The sequence below is a fragment of the Pseudarthrobacter chlorophenolicus A6 genome (genome assembly GCF_000022025.1).
Classification (GTDB): Bacteria; Actinomycetota; Actinomycetes; order Actinomycetales; family Micrococcaceae; genus Arthrobacter; species Arthrobacter chlorophenolicus.
Genome location: NC_011886.1, coordinates 3,453,232 through 3,477,862, shown reverse-complemented (window position 1 = coordinate 3,477,862; position 24,631 = coordinate 3,453,232). Strand labels below are relative to the sequence as shown.

Here is a 24,631-nt window from a genome sequence, read left to right as displayed (position 1 = left end):
CGGTTCGCTTGAGTCGAATCTCCCGAGATTGCCGTTCCGCTCGCATCACCAGCGTTCCCGCACCAACATTCAGCAACACCGAGAAACATCCCCAGCACCACAGATCAACGAAGATCGGAGCACCCAGTGCCGCTTTTCTCCCGTCCCTCAGCTGCCCGGCAGCCTGCAGAGACTCCCTCCACCCGCCCGGCCCGCCGCTTCCGCAAGACGGGCGCCGTAGCCGCGGCAGCCGCCGTCGTCATGGCCCTCAGTGCCTGCGGCTCAGGATCCGCCCCTCAGAGCGCCGACGGAACCGTCGAACTCCGCTTCTCCTGGTGGGGCGGCGACAAGCGCGCCCAGCTGACGCAGGAAGCCATCAAGCAGTTCGAGGCGGAAAACCCCAAAATCAAGATCAAGCCGGAATTCGGCGACTGGAGCGGTTACTGGGACAAGCTGGCCACCCAGGTGGCCGCCAACGACGCTCCTGACATCATCCAGATGGACGAGAAGTACATCACCGAGTACTCCACCCGCGGAGCCCTGCTGGACCTGTCGAAGTACGACATCGACACCACCAAGCTGGACGAGGCCGCCCTTAACGCCGGCAAGGGCGAGGACGGACTGACGGGCATCCCCGCCGGCATCAACGCTGCCACCATCCTTGCCAACCCCAAGGTGTTCGAAGCTGCCGGTGTTCCGCTGCCGGATGACTCCAAGTGGACCTGGGAAGACTTTGGCCGCATCGCCGCCGAAGTGACTGAGAAGTCGCCAAAGGGCACCTATGGCGCCGCCGCATACGGCACCGACGAGGCTTCCCTGGGTGTCTGGCTCCGCCAGAACGGCAAGTCGCTTTACACCTCGGACGGCAAGCTCGGCTTCGAGCCCAGCGACATCGCGGAGTGGTGGGCATTCCTGAAGGATCTCAGCAAGAACAAGGCCGTCCCGTCAGCATCCGAGGTGGTTGAGGCCGAGGCCGCATCGCTGGACCAGAGCGGCCTGGCCACGGGTAAGAACGGGCTGGCCTTCTGGTGGTCCAACCAGGCACCCGCCCTGGAAAAGGCATCAGGCGCGGACCTGAAGATTCTGCGGTTCCCCACCAAGACCGGGTCCTCTGCCGATGCCGGGCTTTGGTACAAGGCATCCCAGTTCTGGTCCGCATCCTCGCGGACCAAGCACCCTGAGGAAACCGCCAAGTTCATCAACTTCCTGACCAACAACGTCAAAGCCGGTGAGACTCTCCTGGCCGACCGCGGCGTGTACCCCAACTCTGACGTCCGTGCCGCAATTGAATCCAAGCTGACCCCGGCCGACGTGAAGGTGGTCAAGTTCATTGACCAGATCAAGGACGAACTGGGCGAGGCTCCGGCTCCGCCGCCGAAGGGTGCAGGCGCCATCCAGGAGATCATCAAGCGGTACACCTCCGAGGTTCTCTTTGAACGGCTTTCCACGGATGAGGCAGGCAAGAAGGCCGTCGACGAAATGAAGTCGGCCATCAGCTAGCCCCGGCACGAACCGATTTCACGCCGCCAACACGGCTCTGGACAGCCTGGCAGGAAGCCTCCTCCGGCCAGGCGTCCGACGGCGGGTGGCAGCTCCGCCCCGGCGGGAACCCATGGTTCCTTCCGGGGCGGAGCTGTTTAAGCCGGGGCTTTACAGTCGGCCTTCGGCCGCCCGGGCTCGCCGTGAATACTCAGTCAGCGCGCACTGTGTCAAGGAACGCCGGCCTGGATGACGCGGCCCAAGACTTGGATCGCGGGTCGTGGAAGCGGGGGCTTGCCGGGTGCCCGCGCCGGTGCTCCTGCTATGCCCGCATGCTTACTCGGGCTGCTGGCATGGGTGAAGGCCGTCCCGGGGAGTGGTGGGGCGGTGGAGTGGTAGGTGTGGCCGGTGGGGGTTCGGAGCCTGACGGTATGGCGGGCGACTTGCCTGACATCGTGTGGCCCGTCGGGGATCCGTGTAGGGTCCGGAAGCTGCGGGTTTTCGGGCACTGGGATGGGTTTTGAACTCCAGCCTGGGCTTTCTTTGGTGTGGTTGCAGGCTTCGCAGAGTCCTTGGCCGTTGTTGGTTGTGGTGTTGCCGCCGTGGTGCCAGGGGGTGATGTGGTCGTGGTGGCGGATGGGTGCGTCGCAGTACGGGGTCCGGCAGGTGTCGTCCCGGATCTGGAGGAAGCGTTTGAGTCCTGCCGGGAAGAGCCTGGGCTTGGAATCCAAACCGATGAGCTCACCGGTGCCGGGGGCGGTGTAGAGCCTCCGAACCCAGACAGCCATCGCGGACGCGGGGTCGGCCCCGGGTTCTGGGTTGGCACGGCTGGCGGCGCGGGTGTTGGTGCCCGTGCCCGGTTGGTGTCCGGCGGCGAGTTCGCGGGCCCAGGCGGCGGGCACGATGCCGTACCCGGCGAGCCGGGCCGGCTCGCTGTCGCCTTGTAACAGGGTCCGGTCGGTCATGACGAGCTGGACCTGGACCCCGCTGATCCCGCCCGGGGTCCCGGTGATCCGTTCAGCCAGGGTGTCGGCCATGATCTGGCCCGTTGACCGGCCATCCCCGGAGGACCGGAGGGTGCCGGCCTCCCTGCTGAGGGCAGCGTAGGCGGCCACACCCTCGGCGACCGGCAGCAGCGCGGTCAGCCGGGCCATGGTGTCCGGGGCCGGGCGCAGGCTCACCGTCCGTGCCCCCACCGCTTTGGCGGCCCGCCTGGCCACCGAGACGGGGTCCCGCCGGTACGCGGCGGCTTTGGCCGCGGAGATGATGGTCCGGTCCCCGGCCCCATCAAAGGTGCCGGTGTCGGCGGCGAGTTCCTCATCGACCCCCGCCCGGTCCTCGGGTGAAAGGCAGTTGGTTTCCTTCACCACCAGCGTGGTCCGCCACTCACTCAACCGTCCGGACCGGAACGCGGCGAAGGTGTGGGGCATCCCGGTCAGGGTCTTCGCCAGTCCCAGCAGCCGCCCGCCCCGGGACGGGGACTCCCGCCGCGCCAACGCCACCTGCGCCCCTACCCCGGCGCCCTGTTCCTTAGCCGGGATACCGGCAGCGGCCTGCTCCCGCCGCTGCACCAAGTCGAACGCGACAGTGATCTCGGCCTGCCTCGCCGCCGCAACAGCCTTCACGTCCTCAAGCTGCCGGAGCTGATCAATCATCCCCGCACCATTGGCAGCAGCTGGAACATCAGCCAATATACGCAAGGCATCAACAACACCCAGAACCCCAGCGCCCGCGGTGCCAGAAGGAGAATGAACCCCGACGCCTGAGGGCTGCTCAGCTGGCGGCTGGGGCGGAGCCGGAAGAGATCCCGCGAGAGGGAGGGCCAGCGGCTTGGTCGGCCGAGGACCGGGGCGTTGAACGTGCTGGCGAGCAGTGCCACCCCCAGTCAGGTCGTGCCCGCCGACCGGTCGGACAGCAGACGGCGCAACGGCAACTGCCCGCCCCACCTCCACTGCCGCTCCGCCAACCGTCTCCATGAATAAAGTCTTCCAGCAACCACCGACATTCCCGACGCCTTCAAACCCCTATGTGGAAAAGCCGCTGAAGCAGGTGCTTCAATCCTGGAGCCGGAGCGGCTACGTGTCCGGGGCGTCGTCGTCCTGCGGCCTTTCTTCGCCGCCCGGCCAGAGAAGCTCGGCGACGGCTTCTGCCAGGGCTTGAATGACAGCCCCGACCGCATCCAGAAACATCGACATGCCGCCACGGTACGGCTGGAGGCGGAAGCTGCCAAGAGCCGGTTGTGTCCAGGCCTGCTTCCCTGACCCACACGAAAGCAAAACGGCGGCGCCCGAGGAGGCGCCGCCGTCGTACGTAGGAGAGGAGAAGGTGCCTAGCCCTCCCTGATCACCGCAATGCTGCCCGCCGGAACGGACCCGCCAAAGGGCTCCCCGGTCAGCAAATCGGTTCCTGTGGCCGAGACGGCGGCGGAGGAGCGGGTGTGGTTGATGGCGAACAGGAAGCGCTGCCCATCGGCCGAGCGCCGACGGACCAGTTCGACGCCGGTGTCGGCGGCAGCCGCGGGGGAGACGCCCGATTCGGCGAGCAGCCGTTCCACCAACGCATCAATGCCGTCGCTGTCCGGGAAGGTGGCCAGGTACCAGGCAGCGCCGGCGCCCACGGAGCGGCGGGTCAGGGCCGGGACGCCTTCCAGCGGATACTCCGTGAACGCCTGGACCGCTTCGGCGCCGGCGAGGTGCACGTGCTCGCTCCAGACCGAGGCAACGGTGCCGTCGTCGAGCTTCAGCTGCGATCCGGCCAGCAGCGGGTGGAACTCTTCCACCCGCACGCCAAGGAGGTCCCGGAATGCGCCCGGATACCCGCCGAGCCGAATGTGGTCCTGCGGGTCCGCGATCCCGCTGAAGTAGCTGACCAGGACGGTGGCGCCAGCGGAGGCGGCCGCGGCGATGTTGCCGGCGTCGGCGTCGGATACGGCGTAGAGCGTGCAGACGAGCACCAGGTCGTAGCCCTCGAGCGGCGCAGACGGGTGGACCATGTCCACGGAAACGCCCTTCAGGAACAGCGAACGGTGGAAGGCCCGCAGCAGGTCCAGGTACTTCACGTCGATGCTCGGCTTGGAATCGATCTCGCTGGCCCACCACGCCTCGTAATCGAAGACGATGGCCGCGCGGGACTCCACCCGGGAACCGCGGACCGGTTCGAGCAGCTTCAGCGCCGCCCCGAGGTCCACCACCTCGCGCCACACGCGCGTGTCCCGGCCGCCGTGCGGCACCATGGCGGAGTGGAACTTTTCGGACCCCGCGAAGCTCTGCCGCCACTGGAAGAACATCACGGCATCCGCGCCGCGGGCCACGTGCGCCAGCGAGTTCCGGAGCATTTCGCCGGGCATCTTCGGCTGGTTGCGGGGTTGCCAGTTGACGGCCGACGTCGAATGTTCCATTAGGATCCACGGGTCACCGCCCGCAATGCCCCGGGTCAGGTCCGCGCTGAACGCGAGTTCGATGTGCCGTTCGGGGTCGGCAGCCACGAGGTAGTGGTCGTTGGCGATGACGTCAAGATCCTTGGCCCAGCTGAAGTAGTCCATGGACTTCGTGGCGCTGGAGGCCATGAGGTTGGTGGTGCAGGGAACCTCCGGGGTCACCTCGCGGAGCACTGCCACGAGTTCGCGGTAGTAATCCATCAGCGCCCACGAATTGAAGCGCTGGAAATCGAGCTGCTGCCCCGGGTTCAGCGTGCTGGGGGCAACTGAGGGCGGCAGGATTTCTTCGAACGATGCGTAGTTCTGGCTCCAGAACGCGGTGCCCCAGGACGCGTTGAGGGCGTCAATGCTCCCGTAACGCCGTTCCAGCCAACTGCGGAAAGCGGCTGCGTCCTCTTTGCCGTAGAACTCGGAAATGTGGCAACCCAGCTCGTTGTCCACGTGCCAGAGCGCCAGCGCCGGATGGTCCTTGTATCGTTCGGCGAGGACCCGCGTGATGCCCGTGGCGTAGCGCCGGTAGGCGGCCGACGACGGCGTGTAGTGCCGCCGTGAGCCCGGTCCCAGCACGGTTCCGTCAGCGGTGACCGGCAGGATTTCCGGATGCTTGCGGACCAGCCACGCCGGGGGAGCGGCGGTGGCGGTGGCGAGGGCAACCCTGACGCCGATGCCTGCGAGGTTGTCCAGCACCTCATCAAGCCAGCCGAAATCGTACTGGCCCTCAACCGGTTCCAGCAGGGCCCAGGAAAAGATGCCCACGCTCAGGAAGTTCACGCCGGCTTCCTGCATCAGCTCGAGGTCCTCCAGCCGCACGCTCACGGGCCACTGTTCGGGGTTGTAGTCGCCGCCGAAACCGAGGCCTTCGACGTTGCTCCAAACACTTGCCGGACGGTTAATTTCCTGCGTTGCCATGGGACTCCTATGTCTGCTGAAGCGGTGGAACAGGGCGGGAAAACCGGTGGATTGGAAAACGCTTGCCCAATTCCCGGAATGCGGATATTGTATCGTTTCAGAAGCCGTGTAAGCCAGCTCACTACTTACGTTGTAGATGAGATCAGGGATTGCACACATTGAGCAAGGAGGCTCCCGTGATCAACAGAAGGCATTTCCTTACAACCGTAGCCGTCGGCACCGCATCTGCCGGCGTACTGGCGGCCTGCGGAACCGGATCCAGCACCTCAGGACAGACCGGTTCGGCGGACAACCCCGTCACCATCAACTACACCTGGTGGGGCAACGACGACCGCGCCGAGCGCACCCGCAAGGCCATTGCATTGTTCGAATCCAAGAACCCGGACATCAAGGTCAACGGCAACTTCACCGACTTCGCCGGGTACTGGCAGAAGCGTGCCACCGAAGCTGCCGGCGGTGGCCTGCCCGACGTGATGCAGTGGGACCTGTCCTACCTGCGCGACTACGGCCAGCGCAACCAGCTGCTGGACCTGGGTACGGTCAAGATCAATACGGATGCCTTCGAAAAGTCCCTGCTGCCTTCCGGCCAGATCAAGGGCAAGACCTACGGAATCCCCACCAGCACCAATGCCTTCGCCGTCTACTACGACCCCGCCAAGCTGGCCTCCCTGGGTATCGCCGAGCCGGACGGAAGCTGGACCTACAAGGAATTCAACGCCTTCCTCACCGAGGTGGGCAGCAAGAGCAACGGCGCCCTCTTCGGCGGCACCGACTACACGGGCGTCTGGTGGATGTTCAACGTCTGGCTGCGGCAGAACAACATCGAAGCCTTCACCTCCGAGGGCAAGCTCGGCTTCAGCAAGGACGACCTGAAGAAGTGGTGGAACCTCACGGCTGATCTCCGCGGCACCCCGGCGATCGTCTCCGAGGAACGCGTCACCCAGCTGGCCCCGAAGTCGCCGTTCGGCTCGAATGTCACCGCAACCGAAGTCACCTGGGACAACTTCATGGCCGGCTACCTCGGCGACAGCGGCGCGAAGGAACTCAAGCTCGTGCCGGTCCCCTCCGACGACGCGGACAACCTCGGCCTGTTCCTGAAGCCGTCAATGCTGATGGTGGCCAGCGCCAAGACCAAGTTCAAGGACGCCGCAGCCCGCTTCATCGACTTCATGGTCAACGACCCCGAGGTAGGCCAGATCTTCAAGACCTCCCGTGGCGTGCCCGCATCGAAGACCCAGCGCGACGGCACCACCTTCGAAGGCACGGACAAGATCGTTGTCGATTACGAAACGTCCATCTCCCAGTACCTCAAGGACGCCCCGGAGCCACCGATCGTCGGCTTCGGCACGCTGGAGACCTCCTTCAAGCGCATTGCTTCGGACCTGAACTACGGCAAGCTGGACATCAACGGTGCCACCGACGCCTGGTTCAAGGAAGCCGAAGACCTTATCAAGCAGAACGCCTGATACAGGCTTCACAACTGACGGACTGAACTCGTGACTCAAAGCCCAACCCTGAGCAGGCGTTCGACGCAATCCGGTCCTGCCCCGCTTCGCAAGTCGAGGCGGGGCGGGGCGGATGCCCGCGCCGGCTACACCTTCCTGCTGCCCTGGCTGCTGGGATTCATCGCCCTCACCGTTGGGCCGATGATCTCCTCGCTCTACCTGTCCTTCACCAACTACAACCTCTTCGAGCCGCCCAAGTGGATCGGGCTGGACAACTACATCACGCTGTTCCAGGACGAACGGTTCCTGCAGTCCGTGGGCGTAACCGTGGGCTATGTGGTCTTCGGCACCCCGCTCAAGCTCGCCGCAGCGCTGGCGGTGGCGATGCTGCTCAACAGCAAGCGCCGCGGCCAGGGCTTCTACCGCTCCGCGTTCTACGCCCCCTCGCTGATCGGCGCCTCGGTATCGATCGCGATCGTGTGGAAGGCGATGTTCGGCGATTCGGGCCCGGTGGACCAGGGCCTGTCCTTCTTCGGGATCAACCTTGGAGGCTGGGTGGGCAACCCGTCCATGACCATGCCGATGTTCATCCTGCTCACGGTGTGGCAGTTCGGCGCGCCGATGGTGATCTTCCTGGCCGGGCTTAAGCAGATCCCCAACGAACTCTACGAGGCAGCGTCCATGGACGGTGCCGGGCCGGTGCGGAAGTTCTTCAACATCACCTGGCCCATGCTCTCCCCGGTGATCTTCTTCAACCTGCTGATGGAAACCATCCACGCGTTCCAGATCTTCGCCTCGGCCTTCATCATCTCCAACGGTGAAGGCGGCCCCGCCGGATCCACCCTCTTCTACACCCTCTACCTGTACCTGCGCGGCTTCAGCGATTTCCGGATGGGCTACGCCTCGGCGATGGCCTGGCTCCTGGTGATCGTGGTGGGCATCATTACCCTGATCTTCTTCAAAACGTCCAAGTCCTGGGTCCACTACAGCGGTGATTCGAAATGACAACCATGGCAACGCCCACCCAGTCCGCCACGGACACCGGCACCCCGGTGTACAACCCGAAATCCGAGTCAGCCGGCGCCAAACGGGCCAAGAGCACCCTCTTCCACATCGCCGCGCTTATCCTCACCGGGATCGTGCTGTACCCGGGCCTGTGGATGATCGCTTCGGCGTTCAAACCGAACTCCGAGATTGGCGGCGGAAACACCTCGCTGTGGTCAGAGAACTTCAGCTTCGATAACTTCGTCACGGCCCTGGACGGCATCGGCGGGGTGTCCACGATGCAATTCTTCACCAACTCGCTGATCCTGGCCCTCGGCGCCGTGGTGGGCACCATCCTCTCCGCGTCCGTCTCGGCCTACGCCTTCGCCCGGATCAAGTTCCCCGGCCGGAGCGTGTTCTTCGGCATGATGATCGCCACCCTGTTGCTGCCCTTCCACGTGGTGATCATCCCGCAGTACATCATCTTCCAGCAGCTGGGCCTGGTGGATACCTACATTCCGCTGCTGATCGGCAAGTTCCTCGCCGCCGACGCGTTCTTCGTCTTCCTCATGGTCCAGTTCATGCGCGGCCTGCCCGCCGAACTGGATGAGGCCGCGCGGATCGACGGCGCCGGACACGTGCGGATCTTCGGCTCGATCATGCTGCCACTGATGAAACCGGCACTGATCTCCACCTCGATCTTCTCCTTCATCTGGAGCTGGAACGACTTCCTGGGCCCGCTGCTCTACCTCAACACCCCGGAAAAGTACCCGCTGCCGCTGGCCCTTCGGCTCTTCCAGGACCAGACCCAGTCCTCGGACTACGGCGCCATGATCGCCATGTCCGTCCTGGCCCTGCTTCCCGTGCTGATCTTCTTCCTGATCTTCCAGCGCTACATTGTTGAAGGCGTCTCCACCCAGGGCCTCAAGGGCTAACGGGACCAGGGAGCACGACGGAAATGAGCATCATGGACCGCACCACACCCGCATCGAACCACCACGAACCCATTCCGGTGAACCGGTTCGCCCTGTTCTCCGAAACCCTCCTGGCAGGGGTGCTGGTGCTGGTGCTGTCCGTGCCCCTGGTGACGATCCCCGCAGCCTACGCGGCGGGGATCGCCCACCTGGAACGGCACCTCGACGGCCGCGACGATTCAGTCCGCAGCCTGTGGGGGACCTTCAAGGCTGCCCTGCCCGGCAGCTGGAAACTTGGCGCGCTGACGGCCGGAGCCGCCGTCGTCATCGTCCTGAACCTGCTGCTGGCCTGGGTGGGCCAGCTGCCCGGCCGCGAAGTGGTCCTTCCTGCCACCCTTATCCTGGCGGCCTGCGGAGCCATCCTGCTGCTGCGCACTGCCGCAGCCTGGTCCGACGCCGCCAAATTGCATGCCGGGCCGAAGGACGCCTGGCACGCAGCGCTCGAAACCGGCAAAGCCATCTCCCTCAAGGACTGGTCCGGCTCGGCCCTGCTCGCAGCCGCACTCTTGGGCGCCGCGGTGTTCGTCTGGATGCTCGTGGCGCTCTTCGTGGTGGTGCCGGGCACCCTGATCCTCGCCTCGGCGGCCGTCAAGATCCGCTCGGCCCGCCACACCTGATCCGCCACCGGCCCAACCGCACCGCCACACTTTCCGCCCTCCAACCGAGTTGAGTCATTCGTGCCTTCCGACCGCCCGAATTCCGAGCAGTCCGTCCATCTTTCCCACGAGAGCCAACCGCGGTGGTACCAGCCGCTGACCCGGCACAACTACAGGCTCTTCCTGGGCATGCAGGTGGCGGGCAGCGTAGGCGTGTGGATGCAACGCCTTGCCCAGGACTGGATGGTCCTGCAGCTGACCGGCAGTCCAGCGGCCGTAGGCGTCGCCGTCGCCCTCCAATTCCTCCCCATGCTGATCGTGGGGCCGCTGTCCGGGCTGGTGGTGGACCTGTTCCCCAAACGCCGGATCATGATGGTGTGCCAGTCCGTGATCGTGGTCCTAGCCCTGGGCCTTGCCGCGTGGGTGGCCAGCGGGACCATCACCGTGTGGGCCGTGTACGCGAGCTGCGTCGCCCTGGGCATTACCTCCGCCATCGACGGCCCCGCCCGCCAGGTGTTCGTCAACGAAGTGGTGGGTGACGCCGCCCTGCGTCCGGCGATCGGCCTCAACAACGCCCTCAGCCAGCTCGGCGCCATGGCCGGGCCCGCCCTCAGCGGGGTGCTGATCGCCCAGGCCGGCCCCGCCGCCGCCTTCGCCGCGAACGCCGCCATTGGCGTGCTGGTCCTCGGCCTGATCGCCGCCATCCGCACAGCCGAGCTGTTTCCCGGCATTCCCGCTGCCCGGGGCCGCGGACAGCTGCTGGCCGGCTTCGCGTATGTGCGGGAGCGGCCCCGGCTGTTGCTCCTCATCCTGCTGGCGGGCCTCCTGGGTGCCTTCGGCATGAACGGTCCGGTGGTCCTCGCGGCCTTTGCCGAGCGGGTCTGGCACAACGGCGTTGAAGGCTTCGGCCTCTTCAACACCGTCAGTGCCGTGGGCGCGCTTGCCGGTGCGCTGCTGGCGGCCAGGCTCCGGAACATGGGCCGCCGCGGGATTGTGGTTGCTGCCGGCCTGTTCGGACTGTCCCAACTGGTGGCAGCCCTCATGCCCACGCTCCCGCTGTTCATCGCCATGCTGGTGGTGGTGGGAATCATGACGCTCCTGTTCCTGACGAGCGCCGCCACAGCCGTCCAGCTCGAAGCCGGCCCCGCCATCCGCGGCCGGGTCATGGCACTGTACCTGCCACTGCTGCTGGGCGGCCACGCCCTCGGCGGCCTGCTGGCCGGGTGGCTGACAGAACAGTTCGGCGTCCGGACCGGGCTGGTGGTCACGGGCGGTTTGGGCATGCTGTCCGCGGCCGCCATCGGCTTTCTGCTGTGGCGGCACGGCAGGGCTGTGAAGGCACGCGAAACCGGGCTGACGGAGTCCTGAGCAGTCCTTGACGCGTGTGCTGAATCACACCTACGCTGTGGGAAACCGGTTTCTATCCGGTACCAGCATCCCGATGCCAAAGGACAAACGATGATGTTTCGCGCCCGAAAGTCCCTGCTGCCCATAGCTGCCGCGGCAGCGGCCGTCCTGGCGTTGACGCTGACGGGCTGCGGAGGTGCGCCGCAGGCTTCGGACGGCCCGGTGACGCTGCGCTTCAGCTGGTGGGGCTCGGACACCCGGCACAAGATGACCGAGAAACTCATCGAGGCCTTCGAAGCCGAGAACCCCAACATCAAGGTCCAGGGGGAGTACGGCGACTGGAGCGGCTACTGGGACAAGTTGGCCACCCAGGTGGCGTCCCAGGACGCCCCGGACATTATCCAGATGGATGCCGCGTACCTCGGCGAGTACGCCGGGCGCGGCGCCTTGCTGGAGCTCAAGGACGTTGACCTTTCCAAGTTCGACCAGCCGGTGGCTGATTCCGGGAAGGTGGAGGGCAAGCAGTACGCCGTGACCAGTGGCGTCAATGCCATGGTGGTGATGGCGAACCCCGCCCTGGTAGCGGCCAGCGGTGTGTCCCTTCCCGATGACAAGACCTGGACCTGGGATCAGCTGGACAGCACGGCCGCCGCCATCACCCAGGCCAGTGGCGGGAAGGTGTACGGCACCGGCCAGGTCAACTCCGACGCCGCGGCCAACCTGTGGTTCCGGCAGCACGGCAAATCACTGTTCACCAACGACGGCAAGCTGGGATTCGAGGAATCGGACCTGGCCGAATGGTACGAATACCAGGCCAAGATGCGGGATTCCAAAGCTGTCCCGCCGGCATCGGTCATCACCGAAGACGCCACCGCCTCGATCGACCAGCAGGGGCTGTCCACCGGCAAGTTCGCCATGAACATGTACTGGTCCAACCAGCTGGGCGCCCTGAGCAAGGCCTCCGGGCAGGACCTGGAGATCCGCCGGCCGCCGAGCGTGGACGGCAACGCCGCCGATGCGCAGCAGTTCTATAAGTCGTCAATGTTCTGGTCCGCCAGCTCACGGACCAAGCACCCCGCCGAAGCCCAGAAGTTCATCGACTTCGTGACCAACAACGCCAAGGCCGGCGAGATCGGGCTGGCCGACCGCGGCATCCCCGCAAACTCGGATATCCGTGCGGCAGTGGTTTCCAAGCTGACCCCGGCCGATGCCAAGACGGCGAAGTTCATTGACGAGATCTCTGGTGAACTGGGCGGCGCCGTCCCGGTTCCGCCGGCCGGCGGCAGTGCCGCGGTGGAAGCCCTGACGCGGTACTCCCTGGAAGTCCACTTCAACAGGTTGTCCCCGCAGGAAGCCGCGAAGAAGGCCCTGGAAGAAGCGAAGAGCGCCATCCTCTAACCGTCGGGGGTGAAGCTCCACGTGCCGGTGTGCACGCGGAACTCGCGCGTCGCGGCGGTGTCCGCGCCGTCGGGTACGGAACGCACGACGGCGGCATCCGGCGTCGGTCCCTTAATTCCGTAAGTGCCGGCGGGCAACCGGACAACCGCTGCGACGCCGGCGGGGACGGTACATTCCAGCTCCACCAGGCCGCCCCTGCGCCGCCAGCTGGCCTCCGCGTAGCCGCTGGCCGCCGGGACGCTGCCGCGGGCGTGCTCCAGCCGGCACAGCGGCGGTTCGATGAGCAGTTCCCCGCCCCCGGGGGACTGGAAGCGGATGCCCAGCAGGTGCTCGAGGATTTCCTTAGCTACCGAGGCGGACCAGGCATGGGATTGGCTGTAGTCGGTGCCGGGCTCCAGGTCCCAGGCCTCCCAGGTGAAGGTGGCGCCCCGTTCCAGGAGCTGCGCCCAGCCGGGCTGGTCACGTGAGGTCAGAAGGTCCAGGACCGCGTCTGCCATGCCCTGTGCCAGCAGCGCACGGACCAGGCGGTGGACCGTCAGTGGCCCCTGCCGCATCCCCATGTCCGCAATCCGCCGGGCGTCGGCTTCAGCACACACGGCGTCCGTAATGCCCAGGGACAGCGGGAACGACGCCGCGTGCTGGGAGGCGTGGGCGCTGGGGGAGCCGTCGCCGTGAAGCCCGTCCACCATCACTCCGTCCACCCGCAGCCGGTCACGGATGGCCGCCGCCAGCGTGCGGGCAGCCTCGGCGTAGCGGGCGGCGGTTTCGTGCTCGCCCGCAAAGCCGCAGAGCCGGGCGGTGGACAGCAGTGCGGAGTAGGCCTGGACGTTGACCGTGGTTTTCGCGGCGCACTCCATGTCGTAGCCGAAACGCCCCGGTGCTGGCCAGTCCACGATGCCGTGCAGGTACGGGCCGGAGCCGCCGCCCAGCCTGGTGACCAGTCCCGCCGTCGGGCCTTCCGCCGGAATGTACCGCAGCGCATAGTCGGCCGTGTCGCACAGGTGCGGCAGCAGTTCACGGACCAGGGCGAGGTCGCCGGTGCGGTGGTGGTATTCCTCGGCCCACTCGGGCAGCATCAGGGAAAAGTCCGGGATGTCCCGTTTGCCGTCACCGTTGGGGTAGACAGCGTTGTAGCGGCCCTTGTCCGCACCCTCGGTCCAGTACCTGCCCGCCGACCAGCCGAACTCGCGCAGCGCCTGCGCGGTGTAGGCGTGCTCGCCGAACAGCGACATGGTGGCGTAGGAGATGTTCACGGCGTCCGCCAGGAACTGGCCCTTTTCCCGGGTGGGCGTGTCCACGAACTGCTCCTGCACGCCATGCAGCGCAGAGTCACGCAGGAGGCCGAATACGGCGTCCAGCGTGGGGTCAGAGCTGCTGAAGCTGCCTTCGCCGGGGTGCCTGCCGTGAACCACGACGGCGCCGAGCCGGGACACGTCCGCGGCGTCCACGCCGGGAAGCTCCAGGTAGCGGAAGCCAAGGTGCACGGTGGCCCGGTACTGCTGCGGCCCGGCGGCCTGCGTGTACGGGAAGGACATGTCGGTGTTCTGGGTGGGCGTCTTGCCGGTGTCCACGCGGTCGTCGTCCCGAAGCGTGTAGCCGGCCCGGATCATCACCGTGCGGCCGGCAACACCGTCGAGGAAATCCACCTCCGGGCGGCCCGGAAGCACCCGGCCGAAGTCCGCCACCAGCGTGCCGTCATCGGCCGCCAGGAACGCGCGCGGGGCAACGAATTCCTCCGCCATGGAGGTCCGGCGGGGATGCAGCCGGGGGACTTCCCGGGTGGGGTGGCTGCCGCAGCCGACGGCGGGCGGCAGGTCCTGCAGGGGCGCGGCGGCCAGTGCGGCGGCAGCCAGCCCGTCCAGGTGTTCAACGGGGTCGCCTTCGTCGTTCCGGTATCCGGACTGGCGGTAGGGGCCTTCGGCGGCGCGCCAGCCCGGGCCCGAACCGAACACGTCGCAGCGGCCGTCCGCATAGTCCACGCTGAGCCTTACCAGGAGGCCGGGAAGCCCGGCCGCGCGTCCCTGTCCGGGGCCGTACCAGTGCAGCAGGGCCGCCAGTGGAACGTCCGCACCCTCCTGCCCGTCAGCGCCGTCAGTGCTGTCCGGGCCGGATGGCTGGGATGCCAGCAGTTCGGTCACGTCCGCGGCATCGTAGTAGCCCTCACCGGGGTAGCCGAAGGAGGTGGTGGTGAGGCAGGGCGTGCCGCCAAGTGATAACTGGGCATGGTGCTGGGCGGCGGCATAGAGCCGCGCCCGCCGGACAGTGCCGCTAAGCCGGACCGAGGTGCGGAACAGGGTCCATTCGTCCGGCTGGCGGTGCGCCGTGGTGCGGGGCCAGTGCGCCAGGTCAGCGCGTGCATGGCCTTCGCCGGCGTCGAACCGGTGGTCCAGCAGGACGGCGGGGGTGCCGGCGCCGGAGCCTGCCCCGGAAACCCGGAGCGACGCATATTCGGCCTGGCTGCGCGGACCTTGGTGGAGGGCGAGCCGGCCGGACGTCCCTGCCGGGAGGGGCTCCTCGAACGCCAGCAGTTCCTCGCCGTCAAGGGACGCGCGGAGGGTATGCCCGTCATCGGTGACGGTGAGGTCCTGCCAGGTCCCCGGAACCAGGTCCTTGCCCGGGAGGCGCTCCTGCCGGACGGTGTGGGTACGGTCTGCGCGTGCCCTGGCCAGGACGGGGGTGTCCGGGGCCGAAGCGGTGGGAATGTCCCACTGCGGCACCTGCCGCAGCAGCAGCTCGCCTGCCGTATTGAGTTCCAGCAGCAGCCCCGTTCCCGGACCGCTGCTGCGGAGGACCAGGCCGGCCCAGCCCATCACGGGCCGCACCCGCGCCTCGAGCCGGAAACCACGGACCGGAGGGCACGGCAGGGGCAGCCCGGGCGTTCCCGCGACCCGGAGGGCGTTGTCCAGGATCTCCATTGGGGCGCGGCCGCCCGGGGCGCGCCGGATCCAGTCTGCCTCCCACGCGGAGTCCGAAAGCCCTGTGCCGAAGGTGTGCCAGGCGGACCACGTGCCCGGGACGCCGGCCGCATCGCGAAGGCGCACCCGCCAGGAATAGTCCGTGTCGTCGTCGAGCACTGGCCCGCCATAGGTCCCGCGCTGCGCAGCTGAGGGAACTTCTCCGGAGCCCCAGGCGTGGCGACCCTTGGCGTCCTGCACGGAGACTTCGTACGCCGTCTGGCTGGCCCGGGATGGGTCGGTGCCTTCCCGCTGGTCCAGCTGCCAGCTGAAGGTGGGCAGCCCGGACGCCGTGAGGCATTCGGCCAGGCCATCGGTCAGGAGGCCGGTGGCGAGCAGCGCCCCGGCGGCTTCCTGCATTGCGGCTGTCGCCGGGGCTGTGCCGCCTGACGGGGCCATCAGGTGGACGGAACCGGGAAGGAGACGGGCGCGGAAACGGCCCAGGGGAGCCCCAGTTCGCTGAACGTTGCATGTTCGCGCCCGGCACGCTCGAGCGCCTCCTCGATGCCAGCCACCACGGCGTGGGCGGATTCGCCCTCACCCTCCCACTGCACGTAGGCGGGATCGATCAGCGTGGGCAGCGGCGCGGTCCGGACTGCCTCGAGCACCAGCATGAACGCCCCGCTGTCCAGGAGGGAACTCAGCAGCGGGGTGCCCGCGTTGCGGTGTTCGAGCAGGTTCTCGGTGAGGTCGTCCCGGCCGTAGGTTTGCTCGGTCTTGCCGGAGGCTGTTTCCACCACCAGCCGGTCCTCGGTGTAGTGGAACACGGCGCGTCCGGCGGAGCCGTGGAGGGTCACGTACGGTTCAACGGATTCGGTGGCGCAGATGGTCAGGGCGCAGGTGATGGCCAGTCCGGCCGCGGTGCGGATGCGGATCACGGAGGTGTCGTCCGACTCGATGTCATTGGCCCGGTACAGCTCGGTTTCCACGGACGCGACATCCGCAACGGTGCGGGCGCCGGCGATCCGCAGCGCGGTTGCCACGGCGTGCGCCAGGGGATTGGTGGCCACGCCGTCCACCACGTCCACGCCGTTGATGCTGCGTTTGCCTGCCCAGCGCGACCGCTTGTAGTAGGCCCGGTCACGGACCCAGCGGCCGGTGGCGGAGATGCCTTCCAGGTTTCCGATGGTGCCTGCGGCCAGGAGTTCCGCGATGGCCGTCAGCGCATGCGAGCCCAGGCTCTGGAAACCAATCTGCACCCCGTGCCCGGACGCTGCCGCGGCGTCGCACAGCCGGTTGAAGTCCGCCAGCGAGGCCACGGGCGGCTTCTCCAGGTAGAGCTCGGCGTCCGTGGCCAGGGCGGCCAGCGCCAGGGGAGCGTGCGTCTGGATGGGGGTTGCCACTATGACGATGTCCAGGTTGTCCGTTGCGGCCAGCAGGTCATCCAGCCCCGAATATACCGAGGCCGACGGCGGGACGGCGCCGGGTGCCGGAGGCTGCGGATCCGCTACGGCCACCAGTTCGACGGCGCCGGCTGCCTGCAGGCGCCCAAGGTTCCGGAGATGGTGGGTGCCGAAGCCGTGCACGCCTGCCAGCGCGATCCGCGCTGCCGGGCCGGAGCCTTCCGGATTCGGCCGGGCACCTGCCGATTCTGCCGCCACGCCGGCGGAATCATGAACAGCGGAAACGGCGGGAATGTGGGTGCCAGCGGGCGTTCCCATGGTTCTCCATTCTGCCCTCAAGGGCACGCTTAAAGGCGCGCCGGCACAATGCAGCAAGCGCTTTCCAATCATCAGTGTGCGCCATGGGGAGCGGCGGAGTCCAGCTGTGTAACGATTCAAAAAATGGCTTGACCAAGTACTCGGGTTGGGTCTAGATTTTCGAGAAACCGATTACCGGCGTGACGCGGACCACTTGCGCCTTCGCCTCTGCAACGATGGAGAAACGGAAGGGAAGTGCCATGCTGTCCGGAACCTTCGCCGCTCGGGCCTATTCGTTCTTTGACACCCTTCTGTGGATCGCATGCCTCAACGTGTTGTGGCTGGTGTTCACCCTGCTGGGGCTCGGCGTGGCCGGAGTCGGACCCGCGACCGCTGCTGCGCAGATCCTGGTGCGCAAACGCGCCCGTGGAGAGGCTGCACCGCTGCTGCGCGGATTCGCGGCGGAGTACCTCAGGAACTTCGGCCGGGCCAACATCCTCGCCCTGCCGCTGCTGGCAGTGGCAGTGGCGCTGGCCATGAACTGGAACTTCTTCGCCGGCGGGCCGGACCTCTTCTCGCAGCTGATGGCGGGTGGAATTTTTGTGGCAGCCATCTTCCTGGCGGGAGTGGCGTGCCATGTGTTTCCGATGTACGCCCGCTACGAACTGCCCCTGGGCCAGTACCTGATGCTCTCCTCCCGGTTTGCCATGCGGCACCTGGCCGGGACGGTCATTCTCCTGTTCATCTCGGCAGCGGTGGTGTACGCCAGCACCGCAGTCCCCGGATTGATCCCGTTCTTCAGCGCCGGCGTGTGGCTCTACACCACGGGCTGGCTCTGCGACCGGTTCTTCACCGCCAATGACGAGTCGGTGGCCGCCGGCGCCGAACCGGCCACTGCCGGCGCCGGGCCTGTGTCGGCCGCCGTCTCCACCGCTTGACCGGCTGACCGCCTGGCTGTCGGCGCGGCTCCCGCCGCGGCACCGCTCCGATGGGGTATGCCGGAGCGCCCGTCCATAGGCAAGCCCAACCCTGCCCTGCCTGCCCTGCCCAATCGTCCAGAAATGAAACGTATCAACCTGGTCTGTGTGACCAATCGAAACCCCGAAGAAGTGGAAAAGGAAAAGCCATGATCCGTAGGAAACTCACCCTGGCGGCCGCCGTCGTCACCATCTCCGCCATCTCCCTCACCGCCTGCAGCGGCGGCGGCAACGAACCCGCCGCAGACCTCACCAGCGTGTCCATCATGGCCCCGTTCCTTGAGGCCCAGCCGCCCAGCGCGGACGGCGCCGTCCAGAAGAAGCTGGAAGAACTCACCGGGAAAGACATCAACATCACCTGGACGCCCAACTCCTCCTACGAGGACAAGACCAACATCACGCTGGCCGGCTCCGATATTCCGCAGATCATGGTCATCCAGGGCAAGACCCCCGGCTTCGTCAAGAACGCCGAAGCGGGCGCTTTCTGGGACCTGACCGACAAGCTCGACAAGTACCCGAACCTGAAGACCACGTTCCCCGACATCCAGGAGAACGCCAGCATCAACGGCAAGGTCTACGGCGTCTACCGCGGCCGTGCGCCCATGCGTGCCGCCGTGATGTTCCGCCAGGACTGGCTGGACAAGCTGGGACTGCAGCCGCCCAAGACCACCGAGGACCTCTACAAGGTGGCCAAGGCGTTCACCGAGCAGGACCCGGACGGCAACGGCCAGAATGACACGTGGGGCATCACCATCCCCAAGTGGGGCGCCCTGGGCACCAACAGCCCCTACGACCTGATCGAGGAATGGTACGGCGCCGGCAACCGGTGGACCGAAAAGGACGGAAAGCTGATCCCCAGCTTCGAGACCGACGAGTTCCTTGAGGCCAACCGGTTCGTCAAGAAGATGGTGGATGAGAAGCTCATCAACCCGGACTTCGCCACGTTTGACGGCACCAAGTGGAACGAGCCGTTCTTCAACGGCAAGGGCGGCATCATTGTGGACGTTGATTCCCGCGTCAGCGTCCTGGTCAACCTCTTCAAGCAGGCCGATCCCAACAACTTCCAGAACAAGGTGGGCTTCGTAGGCAACCTTGAAGGCCCCGACGGCGAACTCCACGCCCACCCCACCGACGGCTACTCCGGCTTCCTGGCCGTCCCCAAGTCCAGCGTCCGCACCGAGGCCGAGCTGGACAAGGTCCTGGAAGTGCTGAACACCCTGAACGGCAAGGAGGTTGCCACCCTCCTGAACAACGGCATCGAGGGCGTCAACTTCACCGTGGAGGACGGCAAGGCCGCCACCATCAAGCCCGAAACCCCCGAGGGCAAGGCTGTCAGCACCGATATCAAGAGCTACGCGCAGCTGGGCATGAACGTGGCCGGCAACAACTTCTACCCGGTCAAGCAGGCAAGCGAGTACGAGCAGCAGGTCTTCGACAAGCGCACAGAGGTCATGGCTGAGGACCTTAAGAGCGCCGTCTACAACCCCGCCGCCCCGTACGTCTCCGCCACCTACGTGGCCAAGGGTGCGCAGCTGGACAACATCGTGGCCGACGCCCGGATCAAGTACCTTGCCGGACAGCTCGATGAGCAGGGGCTGAAGGACGCCATCAAGCTCTGGGACACCAGCGGCGGCAACAAGGTCAAGGAAGAGATCAACAAGCTCTGGCAGGACAACAAGTAAATGGCAGCCCCTGTCGTCGAGGCTGAGGCCTCAGGGCGGGCGGCCAGCCGGCCGCCCGCCCGGGAGCGGAAGAACGCCAAGTTCTCCGTCCACTTCGCGCACTACAAGTGGCTGTACCTGCTGCTGTTGCCGGGTGTGCTGTACTTCGCGGTGTTCCGCTACGGCCCCATGTACGGGGTGTCCATCGCCTTCAAGGACTACGTCCCGTTCCTGGGCGTCAACGGCAGCCAGTGGGTGGGCACCCAGCACTTCGAGGACTTCTTCTCCAACCCGGACTTCCCGCGCCTGCTGGGCAACACCCTGATCCTGGCGTTCCTGAACCTGGGCATCGCGTTCCCGCTGACCATCGTGCTGGCCCTGCTGCTGAACGAGGTCCGCCTTTCCATCCTGAAACGCACGGTCCAGACCCTGGTGTACATTCCGCACTTCCTGTCCTGGACCATCGTGGCGTCGTTGAGCTTCCTGCTGTTCGCGCTGGACATCGGACCGATGTTCCAGTTCCTGAACAACCTTTTGGGCACCAACATCGACTTCCTGTCCGATCCCGCCTGGTTCCGGCCGCTGATCGTGCTGCAGGAAATCTGGAAGAACACCGGCTGGGGAACCATCATCTTCCTCGCCGCCCTGTCCACCGTTGACCAGGACCAGTACGAGGCCGCGATCATCGACGGCGCCGGCCGGTTCCGGCGGGTCTGGCACATCACGCTTCCCGGGATCCGGTCCACCATCATCGTGATGCTGATCCTGGCGATCGGGCAGATGCTCAACACCGGCTTCGAACAGATCTACCTGATGACCAACGCCCTGAACCGGGACGTCGCGGATGTCTTTGACACCTACGTGTACTTCGTAGGCATCACCCAGGGCGCCTACTCCTACTCCACCGCGGTGGGCCTGTTCAAATCCCTGGTGGGCCTGGTGCTGATCTTCGGCACCAACTGGCTGGCCAAGCGGTTCAACCAGAGCGGACTGTTCTAATGAAGATCCACAACACCACCGGCGGCCGGGTGTTCGACGCCGCCAACTACGTCTTCCTCTCCCTGGTGGGCATCGTCACGCTGCTGCCGTTCGTCTACGTATTCGCCGGCTCGTTCGCCACCGAAGCGGAAATCACCCGGCGGGCGTTCTTCGTCTGGCCCGAGCAGTTCAGCCTGGGCTCCTACGAGTACATCTTCTCGACGCCGGCCTTCACCAGGGCGCTCATCACCACCATCCTGGTCACCGCCGTCGGAACGGTGGTCCAGCTGGCGTTCACGGTGACCATGGCCTACCCGCTGGCCAAGAAGACCCTCCGGGGACGCAAGCTCATCCTGTCACTGGTGGTCTTCGCCATGGTGTTTTCCGGCGGCATGATCCCCACCTTCCTCCTGGTCAAGGACCTGGGACTGCTCAACTCCTATTGGGCCCTGATCCTGCCGGCGGCGATCAACCCGTTCAGCCTGATCATCATCAAGAACTTCTTCCAGGAGCTCCCCGCCGAGCTGGAGGAGTCGGCCAAGATGGACGGTGCCACGGAAATCGGGATCCTGTGGCGGATCCTGCTGCCGCTGTCCAAGCCCGTCCTGGCCACGTTCGCCCTGTTCTACGCCGTGGGTATCTGGAACGACTTCATGTCGCCGCTGCTCTACCTCAGCGACAACTCCAAATGGACCCTGCAGATGTACCTGCGCCAGGTCACCGCAGCCTCGGACCTGCTGGGCACCGGCAACGTGGACCCCAACTACATTCCGCCGGAACAGGGCATCAAGTTCGCCGTGATCGTGGTGGCCACCCTGCCCATCCTGATCTTCTACCCGTTCCTGCAGAAACACTTCGCCAAGGGCATGCTCATCGGCTCCGTCAAGGGCTGACCCATAACCAGAGAAAGAAGACCATGAAGATCCTGCTCGCCGGTGATTCCACCGTCGCCAACTGCCCCACGCACGAGTACCCCATGAGCGGGTGGGGCGCGCAGCTGGCCCCGCACGCCTACCGGCAGGCGGCGGTCCACAACTTCGCCAAGGGAGGGGCGAGCACCGAATCGTTCCGCGACGAAGGGCTGTGGGCGGCGCTGCTGGCAGAGGCCGGAGCAGGGGACCTGGTTCTCATCCAGTTCGGCCACAACGACCAGAAGAAGCAGCACCTCGCAGCGCGCACCGGCTACGCGGCCAACCTCCGCACCATGGTGGGAGAGGTGCGGGCCCTGGGCGCGGCTCCGGTGCTGTGCACCTCCGTGGAACGGCGGCACTTCCGTGACGTGCCGCCGTCGTCCGCCGGCATGGGCGAGGTGCTGGAGGACAGCCTGGAGGACTACCCCGAAGTGGTCCGTGAACTGGGGCTGGAACTCGGCGTCCCGGTGATCGACCTCAACACCTGGACGCGGGAGCTGTACGTCCGCCTGGGGCGGGAGGAATCCGTGGCGCTGTTCTGCCACTTCGCCCCGGGGGAGCATGCCTACTGGCCCGACGGGTTGGCGGACAACACCCATTTCTCCCAGGAAGGTGCGGCCCTGGTTGCGGAGCACGTGGCAGCCCGGCTTGCGGAGCTGGAGCTCGTCCCGGCTGTCCTGGCGGCAGCGGCCTTTGCCGGCACGACGGCGGGACGCGCCTGAGTGGGCACCGCCATACGGAGCACCGGGGTGCTATACAGCAACGCGCTGGAAGGCCCGGCGGCCGTCACAGACTGGGTGGCCGAAGGGCCGCTGCAGCTGGGCAGCCACTCCGGGGCGCTGGAGCTGTCCGGTTCACTGGACGACGCCGAATTCGGGGACCACGCGCACTGGACGTTCTGGTGCCCGGAGGAGTTTCCGGACGGGATCCGCATCAGCTGGGAGTTCCGGCCGCTCGAAGAACCGGGCCTGGCCATGTTGTTCTTCGCCGCCGCCGGCCAGGGCGGGCTGGACCTCTTCAGCCCGGACCTGGCCCCGCGGACCGGGTTCTATCCGCAGTACCATTCGGGGGACATCGATGCCCTGCACGTCTCGTATTTCCGGCACAAGTACGAATCCGAGCGGGCTTTCCGGACGTGCAACCTTCGCAAGAGTGCAGGCTTCGAACTGGTGGCACAGGGCGCTGACCCGCTGCCGCCCACGGAAGACGCCGTGGACTTCTACCGCCTGGAAGTGGTGAAGGACGGCCCGCAGGTGTCCTTTGCCATCAACGGGTTGACCCTGTTCGAGTGGACGGACTCCTCGGGCAGGATCCTCCCCGGCGGCCGGATCGGGTTCCGGCAGATGGCCCCGCTGCGGGCCGCCTACCGGAACCTGGTGGTGGAGAAGCTTCGCTGACGCGTCCTACGCCTTGCCGGTGCTCTGCCTGACCACGAGCTCCGGAGTGAACACCACCGCGCGGTGCGTGGGGTTTTGGGACTCCACTTCCTCGGTGAGCAGCTCGATGGCGGTGCGGCCCAGCGCCTCGGTGGGCTGCTGGATGGAGGACAGCGGAACCACTGCCGAGACGGCAAAGTCGATGTCGTCGTACCCGATCAGCGCCACGTCCTCCGGGATTCGGAAGGTATGGGTCATGGTGAGGGACTGCATGACGCCGAGGGCCAGGAGGTCGTTGGCGCAGAAGATGCCGTCCGGCAGGTCCGCCCTGCCGCGTTCCACCAGCATGTTGCCCACGCTGCGGCCGGCCAGCACAGTCATCCCTTCCGAGGCGAGCACCTCCAGCGTTGCGTCGGGTTTTTCCCCGACCGCTCGCTGCGCGCCCTGCAGGCGGTCCGACACCTGCCGGATGGAGGTGGGGCCGCCCACGAACGCGAGCCGACGGCGGCCGGTCTCAAGCAGGTGCCGGGCTGCGAGGTACCCGCCGGCGTCGTCATCCACGGAAACGGAACTGAACCTGGACTCGTCCGCCAGGCGGTCCACCAGGACCGTGGGCACGCCGCGCTCGCGGAGGAGGTCCAGCCGCTCGGTGACGTCGCCAACGGGGGAGATCAGGAGGCCCTGGACCCGCTGCTCCTGGAAAAGATCGATGTAGTTGGCCTCCCGGCCGGCGTCGTGCCCGCTGTCGCCCAGCAGTACTGCGCTGCCGTGGACGCTGGCGGCATCCTCGGCCGCCCGGACCACCGACGTGAAGAACGGGTTTCCCACGTCAAGGACAATCAGCCCCACCGTGCGGCTGTGGCCGGCGCGGAGCTGCCGGGCCGCGTCGTTCCGGACAAAGCCCAGTTCGTCGATGGCCTTCAGGACACGTTCCTTGGTGCGCTGGGACACCCGGTCCGGGTAATTCAGCACGTTTGAGACGGTGCCCACGGCAACGCTGGCGTGGTTGGCAACGTCCTTGATACTGGCGGTGCGGTTCATGATTCTCCGAGCTGCTGGTCCGGATGCCCTGACTTCCACGGACCAATTGCTGGGACCGGGTGGAAATGCTTGACACCTACTCAGGTCAAGAGTACTTTGAATCGTACCAATGAAACGATTCAAATATCCGCGAGTTCAGGAGAGTTCCAGATGAGGGTGTGCTTCCGGTCCTCAATCCAGCCGGCGCTGATCGATGAGTACAAGCGGCGCCACGCCGCCGTGTGGCCGGAAATGCTTCGTGCCCTGAAGGAAGCGGGCTGGAACAACTACTCCCTGTTCCTGGCGGACGACGGGCTCCTGGTGGGTTACGTCGAATGCGATGACTTTGACGCTGTGCGGGCCCGCATGGCCCTGACCGAAGTAAATGCACGCTGGCAGGCCGAAATGGCGACGCTCTTTGAAAACACCGGCCAGGCGCCCGACGAGGGGTTCCAGGTCCTGGAAGAGGTCTTCAACCTTGACGGCCAGCTTGCGGCCGCAGGTTCCACACCCCAGTAACCACAGCCAGATCCAGCTCCTGCAGCGGGGCAGTACCCAACAGACCAC

General features: G+C 66.3%; 19 protein-coding genes. 14 read left to right on the top strand and 5 right to left on the bottom strand.

Annotated elements, in window-relative coordinates; genetic code table 11:
* Nucleotides 1-126: 126 nt before the first annotated feature.
* Nucleotides 127-1,479 carry an ABC transporter substrate-binding protein gene (locus ACHL_RS15710; protein ID WP_015938285.1) on the top strand — a complete coding sequence of 451 codons (1,353 nt, stop codon included), beginning with the start codon at nucleotides 127-129 and terminating at the stop codon, nucleotides 1,477-1,479.
* Between the two features lie 209 nt (nucleotides 1,480-1,688).
* Here ACHL_RS15710 and ACHL_RS15705 read toward each other — a convergent pair whose 3' ends face one another.
* Together ACHL_RS15705 and ACHL_RS15695 are read right to left on the bottom strand one after the other, a co-directional pair.
* A complete protein-coding gene (locus ACHL_RS15705; RefSeq protein WP_015938284.1) occupies nucleotides 1,689-3,113 on the bottom strand; it encodes an HNH endonuclease in 1,425 nt (474 codons plus the stop codon).
* Between the two features lie 674 nt (nucleotides 3,114-3,787).
* The gene (locus ACHL_RS15695) at nucleotides 3,788-5,803 is read right to left on the bottom strand and encodes a beta-galactosidase (RefSeq protein ID WP_015938282.1); all 2,016 of its coding nucleotides are present in this window, start codon (nucleotides 5,801-5,803) and stop codon (nucleotides 3,788-3,790) included.
* Nucleotides 5,804-5,979: 176 nt separating this feature from the next.
* On the opposite strand from ACHL_RS15695, the gene ACHL_RS15690 reads away from it, so the two are divergent.
* The 6 genes from ACHL_RS15690 (at nucleotide 5,980) to ACHL_RS15665 (ending at nucleotide 12,547) form a co-directional block, all read left to right on the top strand.
* Nucleotides 5,980-7,269: an ABC transporter substrate-binding protein gene (locus tag ACHL_RS15690; protein WP_015938281.1), complete on the top strand. Its 1,290-nt coding sequence runs from the start codon at nucleotides 5,980-5,982 to the stop codon at nucleotides 7,267-7,269.
* 30 nt (nucleotides 7,270-7,299) lie between these two features.
* Entirely contained in the window at nucleotides 7,300-8,253 is a 954-nt protein-coding gene (locus tag ACHL_RS15685) for a carbohydrate ABC transporter permease (RefSeq protein WP_015938280.1), read from the top strand.
* The gene (locus ACHL_RS15680) at nucleotides 8,250-9,167 is read left to right on the top strand and encodes a carbohydrate ABC transporter permease (protein ID WP_015938279.1); all 918 of its coding nucleotides are present in this window, start codon (nucleotides 8,250-8,252) and stop codon (nucleotides 9,165-9,167) included. The genes ACHL_RS15685 and ACHL_RS15680 overlap by 4 nt, the downstream gene beginning before the upstream one ends.
* Before the next feature lie 23 nt (nucleotides 9,168-9,190).
* The gene (locus ACHL_RS15675) at nucleotides 9,191-9,823 is read left to right on the top strand and encodes a hypothetical protein (protein ID WP_015938278.1); all 633 of its coding nucleotides are present in this window, start codon (nucleotides 9,191-9,193) and stop codon (nucleotides 9,821-9,823) included.
* 60 nt (nucleotides 9,824-9,883) lie between these two features.
* Entirely contained in the window at nucleotides 9,884-11,170 is a 1,287-nt protein-coding gene (locus tag ACHL_RS15670; protein WP_015938277.1) for an MFS transporter, read from the top strand.
* Between the two features lie 90 nt (nucleotides 11,171-11,260).
* Complete coding sequence (locus ACHL_RS15665; protein WP_015938276.1) at nucleotides 11,261-12,547, top strand: ABC transporter substrate-binding protein; 1,287 nt, start codon at nucleotides 11,261-11,263, stop codon at nucleotides 12,545-12,547.
* Here the strand turns inward: ACHL_RS15665 and ACHL_RS15660 are convergent.
* Nucleotides 12,544-15,900 (bottom strand): family 78 glycoside hydrolase catalytic domain, encoded by a 3,357-nt coding sequence (locus ACHL_RS15660; protein WP_015938275.1) that lies wholly within the window; start codon nucleotides 15,898-15,900, stop codon nucleotides 12,544-12,546. The two genes, ACHL_RS15665 and ACHL_RS15660, sit on opposite strands and share 4 nt — an antisense overlap.
* On the bottom strand, nucleotides 15,900-17,162 hold the full coding sequence (locus tag ACHL_RS24955) for a Gfo/Idh/MocA family protein (protein ID WP_015938274.1): 1,263 nt from the start codon (nucleotides 17,160-17,162) through the stop codon (nucleotides 15,900-15,902). Before ACHL_RS24955 ends, ACHL_RS15660 begins: the two co-directional genes overlap by 1 nt.
* A gap of 239 nt (nucleotides 17,163-17,401) precedes the next feature.
* Here ACHL_RS24955 and ACHL_RS15650 point away from each other — a divergent pair, with 239 nt between their 5' ends.
* From ACHL_RS15650 to ACHL_RS15625, 6 genes are all read left to right on the top strand, one after another.
* Nucleotides 17,402-18,079 (top strand): YesL family protein, encoded by a 678-nt coding sequence (locus tag ACHL_RS15650; RefSeq protein ID WP_015938273.1) that lies wholly within the window; start codon nucleotides 17,402-17,404, stop codon nucleotides 18,077-18,079.
* Nucleotides 18,080-18,267: 188 nt separating this feature from the next.
* Complete coding sequence (locus ACHL_RS15645; RefSeq protein ID WP_015938271.1) at nucleotides 18,268-19,800, top strand: extracellular solute-binding protein; 1,533 nt, start codon at nucleotides 18,268-18,270, stop codon at nucleotides 19,798-19,800.
* Complete coding sequence (locus ACHL_RS15640) at nucleotides 19,801-20,778, top strand: ABC transporter permease (protein WP_015938270.1); 978 nt, start codon at nucleotides 19,801-19,803, stop codon at nucleotides 20,776-20,778.
* Nucleotides 20,778-21,650, top strand: coding sequence for a carbohydrate ABC transporter permease (locus ACHL_RS15635; protein WP_015938269.1), 873 nt, complete (start codon nucleotides 20,778-20,780; stop codon nucleotides 21,648-21,650). The genes ACHL_RS15640 and ACHL_RS15635 overlap by 1 nt, the downstream gene beginning before the upstream one ends.
* A 23-nt stretch (nucleotides 21,651-21,673) precedes the next feature.
* Nucleotides 21,674-22,390, top strand: coding sequence for a rhamnogalacturonan acetylesterase (locus ACHL_RS15630; RefSeq protein ID WP_015938268.1), 717 nt, complete (start codon nucleotides 21,674-21,676; stop codon nucleotides 22,388-22,390).
* Nucleotides 22,391-22,417: 27 nt separating this feature from the next.
* Nucleotides 22,418-23,065, top strand: coding sequence for a DUF1961 family protein (locus ACHL_RS15625; RefSeq protein ID WP_244266478.1), 648 nt, complete (start codon nucleotides 22,418-22,420; stop codon nucleotides 23,063-23,065).
* A 6-nt stretch (nucleotides 23,066-23,071) separates the two neighbouring features.
* On the opposite strand, the gene ACHL_RS15620 is transcribed toward ACHL_RS15625, so the two are convergent.
* The gene (locus ACHL_RS15620; RefSeq protein ID WP_015938266.1) at nucleotides 23,072-24,085 is read right to left on the bottom strand and encodes a LacI family DNA-binding transcriptional regulator; all 1,014 of its coding nucleotides are present in this window, start codon (nucleotides 24,083-24,085) and stop codon (nucleotides 23,072-23,074) included.
* A gap of 150 nt (nucleotides 24,086-24,235) precedes the next feature.
* On the opposite strand from ACHL_RS15620, the gene ACHL_RS15615 reads away from it, so the two are divergent.
* On the top strand, nucleotides 24,236-24,583 hold the full coding sequence (locus ACHL_RS15615) for an L-rhamnose mutarotase (RefSeq protein ID WP_015938265.1): 348 nt from the start codon (nucleotides 24,236-24,238) through the stop codon (nucleotides 24,581-24,583).
* Nucleotides 24,584-24,631 lie beyond the last annotated feature (48 nt).